Here is a 6,000-nt window from a genome sequence, read left to right on the forward strand (position 1 = left end):
TTCAGAATGGTCGGACACAGTCTGAGAAGCCGAATCCCATCTGACTGCCAACCTTGTCAATCAGTTCGGGTGAGATCAGCGCAAGGACGATGATCCCAAACCCGACACACGACATCACGAGTTTCTCTTTGGCCTGATTTTTCTTCTCAGGGTTTCCACCCGCACGCATGTACGAGAGGCCAGCTCGACCGACGTAGAACCCCGTAGCCGGAAGGCCGAGACCAGCAACAGCCCCAAAGACGATGTCAATGCCGGTCTCGACACCGGTACCACAGTAGACGTCACCCACATTTGACTGGGCAGCTACTGATCCAGAAGCGAGGGCGAAGAAGGCCAGCCACACAGCAAGCGTGATTGCTACTGGCACGACTCGTCTCCACGCTTGTCGGATCCTAGTCACCGAATCAGGGCATTCCGGCGATGATTCTGTCGACTGATGTGATGTATCCGTGTTCATTGGTACAGATATCTGTCCGCAATGATTCGAACAGCACCTCGAATCACACACACACACAGTGGGTCGCTCCGATCCAGTCATTGAACTCTATTCCAAGACGACGAAGGACAGTCTCAGCGGAGGGCAACTGTTCGCCCAGTGCATCTTGCGATCTAATGGAGGCCGCAGTTGGTCCGATTTGCGAAAGGTGTGGTACTGCGTCGATTTGTGGGATGATAGTGTCCATAGGAATGCGACCTCTGCTTTATTGTTTTGTGATCCTATTAGCATAGAACTCTTATTAGCCATCCTATATAAAATTTCCCATGGCCCTTACTAATAGTATTTATTCGGATCGAGACGCCGCTGTCTTCTCGAAAGGAGAACCACTTACGAAGAGCCATATACAATGAATGCAGCTAAATTAGTTGTCAACCAGTCGCAGAACAGTAAAAATGATCAAAGTAAGTGGGAGAATATACACAAGAAGGATAGCAACTGCACCTAGAATCATATTAACTGCGCCACTACCTCCAGAACCCGTTTGTATGTAAATAAGGACAACAAACCAGAGAGTTACTAACTGAATGACTGGCGTATCTTCCATATCCCATCAATGAATATTGATTTATTCAACAAGGTGTTTTCGATAAGTGCTCAGATCACCTTACGGTCAATGCACCATAGAAGGCTGTAAGCAAGACTCTGGACGGCCCTATGAATTCTCTGACAGCGTCTATCCTCACTGGTGAGATGCTTCTACCGCAATAGTTCCGGTTGCATTGACCCAGATCGTGTAGCCACAATATTGGAAGATCAGCTTGAGTTCCTGAGTCTCACTCTGTCTGAACAGGCGTTCAACTGCTTCGGGATCTATTGAATCGTACAAGGGCGGGAGTTCTTCTACCTCTTGCTCTGCAAGATTAGATACAGTTTCAACGATTCTGGATACTATCGTCTGCTCTGAATGTGGATCGTATTGGGTTGTAACCACCATCTATTCTCTCACTATGAGTTTCGTGTTCGATGAACATAAAATGTAGCTCTAGAATGTATGTTGTAGCACGTACTTTGAAGACGTTATTTTTGAAGGCATAAAATCTGTATAAGAGTGGGTAGCAGCCATGTAGGATTGTTCCTATATGGTAGACGACGGTGGAAGAAGTGGTCCGTTCACGAAGCAGGTTTCAGACGATGAATTACTCGAGTATGTGAAAGAAGAGGAAGTTGTGACTACCAAAGAGGTCGCCGACCATTTTGACTATCACTTGCAGACTGCCCGGCGACGTCTGAAACAACTCCATCAACAAGGTCGGTTGAACCAGAAAGATGTCGGCAAGCGCTTCGTCTGGTGGCTTCCGCGCGACTAATCCGCCAAAAAGTGATTTTAAACTCCCTCAACGCAGATCAACTGTTTTACTCTTCTTACACGTCAATTCAACTAACTCTCGCCGCTGACTGTGACGGTTTAGACACCACCATAGCTACGATCGACCGAGTCAAACGTTCGATAGCGGAACATCTGCCGAAGAGGCACTGAACTAGACAATAGTTCTCAAGACATTTCATATCGAGAGTGAGTAGCTATACACTCTCGAGTTCACAGAAAAGCCGGCCAAAGGCCAGCATGAGGTTCTCGAAGGCCGGATGGCACTCGAAACCAGAGATCGGAGGACGAAACCAGTTGTGGATCTTGTGGAACGTACCGATCTCGGCCGGCGTGGACAAGTGTTCCCTGACTTGTGATCGAGGAAGGGTCAACGATACAGGGGTGTAGGTTGACCCACCTTGTCCGCGCCAACCCGTCATATGCCCCATAGAAGTATCAATTTGTTCCCCAACTGTGAGGGCGTCATAGAATAGCTCGCAAGGTGGCAGATTCCAGAACTATTGGTAGTGAATTGGCTGATCAGTAGGTCTGCGAATACACCGATTGAGAGCGTGTCATAGAAAGATCCGCAGAGAGTTTGTTTCATCTCCCTTTGGCTGAATCAGCCGGTAAGTAGATGTGCGAACTTCTCGGGTTGAACAATCGTTAAGAAAACTTATGCAGTCTGAATATCAACTCATTCGATAAATGGATGGTACAGCAGAACTTGTATTAATAGCTACGATTTTTGTCCAATTTCTGCTTTCTGGGATTGTATATGTAGATATGCGCCAATTTGATCTTGATGAATTTCAACGATATGATCTAGCCATTCTTGTTCCTCTTGGTGGCTTCTTAGTTCTCCCATATTATACGCTGAAAAGAGATGAGTTTGCAAAAAGTAAACAAGATTCATCTTCATATATTCATATTACTAAATCAGAATTAGCATCTGTTAGAACAAAATTGTTCGTCCTCGCTTTCATGACTGGAGTCCCTTTTAAGATGGCTGGGTCTCAAGCACCCAGCTCGGCATCTCAACTCATCCTTCTCATAATCAGTGGGATCAGCGCACTCCTTCTTTTTAGAGAGTTACGGCAGTATCAATCTGAATAGCGATTGAAAGACCTGTACTGACCGCACACTACGGAGTCGAATAGGCCTGTGACCGATTCTATGACACGCTCCGATTGAGTGTAGCTCCCAAAAACACTTACTAACATAGGCAAACATATAGATGATGACACCTAATAGGCGAGATTTCATTAGTAGTTTCTCGCTTGCAGTACTCGGTCTGTCTGGGTGTTTAGGCGTAAATGCTAGTGGGACAACAGATATCACTATTTCAAATGAGGCATCAAATACAGTAACCGTACATATTCAGGTCACTCAACTCTCCAACGAGGAGCTATTGCTTGACGAAACAGCCACTATTGATGTTGATAGCACTGAGGAGTACGAGGAAGTTGTTAGTGGCTCCCAAGTCGAGGTAATCCTTAGTACAGAAGACGGCCTAGAGAACACGTATGAATGGTCTGATGGAGAGAGCGATGCAGAAGGACTTCACATCACCGTCAATGATGAATCGATAACGTTCTCATCATTCGTTGACTAGAGTATCCGTACTGACCGGTAACTACGTATGCAAACTGAACGATAACCCGAAAACATATGTCTCCTCGATAAGGTATTCGCTGTATGCCTGGATTCGGAATTGGTACCCCCATCTACCTTGTCATCCAAGCGTTCATTGCACGCTTCGTGTATCGTGAGGCTTCAAGTCAAAACCGCCGCTCGCCGCTTGTTTTAGCCGGTAGCATCTTTATCCTGAGTATCGTTGCTGTGTTTATCGTGGGTAGTATTCTACCTGTTCTCCTTGTCGAAGCAGTGGCTATTATAATGTACCTCGCTGTTACATCTAGAAATAAACCACCTACTACACAATAATCAAACACCCTCCTGTTTAACTGAGAATCAAACAGTTCTTTACCTATATTAAGCGAACAAAGGGGACGAGAATGAGGTGTGAGAATTGTTGTATGACGCCCTCCCCCAACTGTACCAAGGCGAGTGAATATTTGCCTCGGATCAGTATGAAATGGATACTGCTCCACCTGCTGTCTTCTGAACCTCCAACCACCCTCAACGACGTCGACAATTGCGGCAGACTCAACAGCATGCTTGAGGAGACGATCGACGGCCAGCTGCTAAGCGTATTCGGCGAGTTCGGGATCAGCTTGTTCGTAGTGAATTGAGAACTCGGCCAATTCGACTGCGACTAGGAGACCATCTTGTCAATCAGTCAGTGCCATCATCGCTGTCGGCTGTGGCTTCGAATATAAACTTTAGCATCTTGTAGAAACGCCGGCCAGAGGCCGACGCCAGCGCACTCATGAACCAGATGGTGTGTCACTGGAGAGTGATCTGAGATTACGATGGCACCAAGTAGTGGTGGAGCAATCCCAGTTGCGGCGAGGAGCGATGTGTCTCGAAACGATTGCATTCCCTGTAGGAAGCCGTTTGGAGCCACACTGTCCTCCCCATCCGTGTCTTTAGGATAGGTATCGTATGAATCTATTGTCTAAATGACCAGAAGAGGAATCATTAATAGTGATCGCCAATAACAATCAGTTGCCTCCCACAGTGATTCACGGAGGCACTACCTCCCCCACCCCCATCACCGACACTACTCTTCCTGGGAGAGGTCCAAGCTCGAGCACAAATTAAGAGCGCAGATCGATCTCTATCTCTTGGAATTTCAGATTGGAAATTCTGCTACTGTTGTGCGATACTTCGGCAGAAGCAGCGCTGCTCAAACACAGCTCACAACGCTACTCTCGAAACACAAGTAGTCTAGCCATAGCTTATAATAATTCCTAATAAGAGTACAGAAATTAGCATATTTGGCAACATATATTTGTGCTCTCGAGATCTACCTACTACTATGAAAAAGAATCCTAGGAATGAAGATAATATTTCTTCGAAGATAGTGGATTGTGTTGCTAAGAGAGAACAGACAGACCCACTGAAGCTGCCTCCATTGTACGATTCGGTTGACCCAGATGCACTCGACGATCTCTTTGCGTCGGGGTTCCAGACCGGGACGGATCGATCTGGCCGAGTCGAGTTCCAATACAATGGCTACACAGTTGTTGTAGAATTCGGTAACGATCCAGAACTCACAGTCAAAGAACAGTCAGAACTCGTTGAGTAACACACTCTGACCAGAAATCACTTCCCGGACAGGGTGCCACCGGAGTTACCGAACGCCACTCCCACCCTCCACGTTGTACTGTCTGTCCCAGACGACTCGTGCGGAGACGAGTATTCGACACGGACCGTGTGTCTGAGATGTACCTCTGACTGAGCGTGAGGACGGTTGTCCCCTGACTCTCCCCACGCCCAAGTCGCCGTTTTGATTGAAGTCATATCAGACTTTCTTAATTACCACAATATTACCCAGTGATTCATGGCGTTCTATTGGACAGGATCTCACCATGTCGATCTCACGACGATCCTCTCCTGTGAAAGAGCGATCGTGCAGATCATAACTAATCGGTCATGATCACACCCGTTGTGAGTGGGCCCAAAGCCGAAACTCCAGAACGAGCGTTAGAGGAACAAACACAGTCTCTGAAAGGGAGGGTCTTCTCTTACACCTGCAGCTATTGGTAGCGACGACGTCGTCGGACCACGACGACGACCAGATCCGTTCGGTGTGCTCGTTAGAGAGATGCTCCCTCTCGGGATGGGTTCAACCGCTTTCTCACACCTTTGCCCTGTCGTTCTGGGTCACAACGGGTGTGACACCACCAGTGACCTGTCCATCCGAGTCAAGCAACTCGAGGTGGTGATAACGAGACTCAAACAGTCCCTCGGCAGTCTCGATATCCATCGCAATGATCTCTTTTGGCGTCTGTTTCGCAGAGACACGCCGTTCAGTGACATCGATGTCCGAACTTCCGATCGCGATCATCTCGTTCCACACGCGCTTGAGTGTCTGTGCGTGGGGACGCTTTCCAAGGATTGCAGTAAGCGCATCCCGAACATCGTCTCGCGTCCAGAAAATGCCGCTCCCGTTCGTACGCTTGGTTGCGAACTCGTCCCAGCGCTTCATCACAAGGAGTGCCCGGAATCGGTTCTTCCGCGGTGTCCCCTGGTCGACGAGATGTTTTTTGACACGGTGCTGGCGGCA

Annotated in this window: 6 protein-coding genes and 1 pseudogene; 4 read left to right on the plus strand and 3 right to left on the minus strand. The window is 47.8% G+C overall.

Annotated elements, in window-relative coordinates; translation table 11 throughout:
- Position 1: 1 nt before the first annotated feature.
- On the minus strand, positions 2 to 457 hold the full coding sequence (locus BDK88_RS20465) for a pilin (protein WP_394342683.1): 456 nt from the start codon (positions 455 to 457) through the stop codon (positions 2 to 4).
- Between the two features lie 721 nt (positions 458 to 1,178).
- Positions 1,179 to 1,433 (minus strand): HalOD1 output domain-containing protein, encoded by a 255-nt coding sequence (locus BDK88_RS20470; protein WP_130501974.1) that lies wholly within the window; start codon positions 1,431 to 1,433, stop codon positions 1,179 to 1,181.
- A gap of 145 nt (positions 1,434 to 1,578) precedes the next feature.
- On the opposite strand from BDK88_RS20470, the gene BDK88_RS20475 reads away from it, so the two are divergent.
- The 4 genes from BDK88_RS20475 to BDK88_RS20495 all read left to right on the plus strand — a co-directional run bounded on the left by BDK88_RS20475 (position 1,579) and on the right by BDK88_RS20495 (position 5,019).
- Complete coding sequence (locus tag BDK88_RS20475; protein WP_008015403.1) at positions 1,579 to 1,806, plus strand: DeoR family transcriptional regulator; 228 nt, start codon at positions 1,579 to 1,581, stop codon at positions 1,804 to 1,806.
- Between the two features lie 707 nt (positions 1,807 to 2,513).
- Positions 2,514 to 2,921 carry a hypothetical protein gene (locus tag BDK88_RS20480; protein ID WP_130501975.1) on the plus strand — a complete coding sequence of 136 codons (408 nt, stop codon included), beginning with the start codon at positions 2,514 to 2,516 and terminating at the stop codon, positions 2,919 to 2,921.
- A 124-nt stretch (positions 2,922 to 3,045) separates the two neighbouring features.
- Positions 3,046 to 3,420, plus strand: coding sequence for a hypothetical protein (locus BDK88_RS20485; RefSeq protein ID WP_092935029.1), 375 nt, complete (start codon positions 3,046 to 3,048; stop codon positions 3,418 to 3,420).
- A gap of 1,329 nt (positions 3,421 to 4,749) precedes the next feature.
- On the plus strand, positions 4,750 to 5,019 hold the full coding sequence (locus BDK88_RS20495) for a HalOD1 output domain-containing protein (protein ID WP_092935003.1): 270 nt from the start codon (positions 4,750 to 4,752) through the stop codon (positions 5,017 to 5,019).
- A 552-nt stretch (positions 5,020 to 5,571) separates the two neighbouring features.
- Here BDK88_RS20495 and BDK88_RS22020 read toward each other — a convergent pair.
- Positions 5,572 to 6,000, minus strand: a pseudogene (locus BDK88_RS22020) (methyl-accepting chemotaxis protein); the annotation flags it as partial.

Source organism: Natrinema hispanicum (genome assembly GCF_004217335.1).
Taxonomy (GTDB): Archaea; Halobacteriota; Halobacteria; order Halobacteriales; family Natrialbaceae; genus Natrinema; species Natrinema hispanicum.

What these genes read in the sequence shown, in the direction of transcription:
- BDK88_RS20465 (WP_394342683.1), bottom strand. Translation starts at nt 457, where the DNA reads ATGAACACGGATACATCACATCAGTCGACAGAATCATCGCCGGAATGC.
- BDK88_RS20470 (WP_130501974.1), bottom strand. Translation starts at nt 1,433, where the DNA reads ATGGTGGTTACAACCCAATACGATCCACATTCAGAGCAGACGATAGTA.
- BDK88_RS20475 (WP_008015403.1), top strand. Translation starts at nt 1,579, where the DNA reads ATGGTAGACGACGGTGGAAGAAGTGGTCCGTTCACGAAGCAGGTTTCA.
- BDK88_RS20480 (WP_130501975.1), top strand. Translation starts at nt 2,514, where the DNA reads ATGGATGGTACAGCAGAACTTGTATTAATAGCTACGATTTTTGTCCAA.
- BDK88_RS20485 (WP_092935029.1), top strand. Translation starts at nt 3,046, where the DNA reads ATGACACCTAATAGGCGAGATTTCATTAGTAGTTTCTCGCTTGCAGTA.
- BDK88_RS20495 (WP_092935003.1), top strand. Translation starts at nt 4,750, where the DNA reads ATGAAAAAGAATCCTAGGAATGAAGATAATATTTCTTCGAAGATAGTG.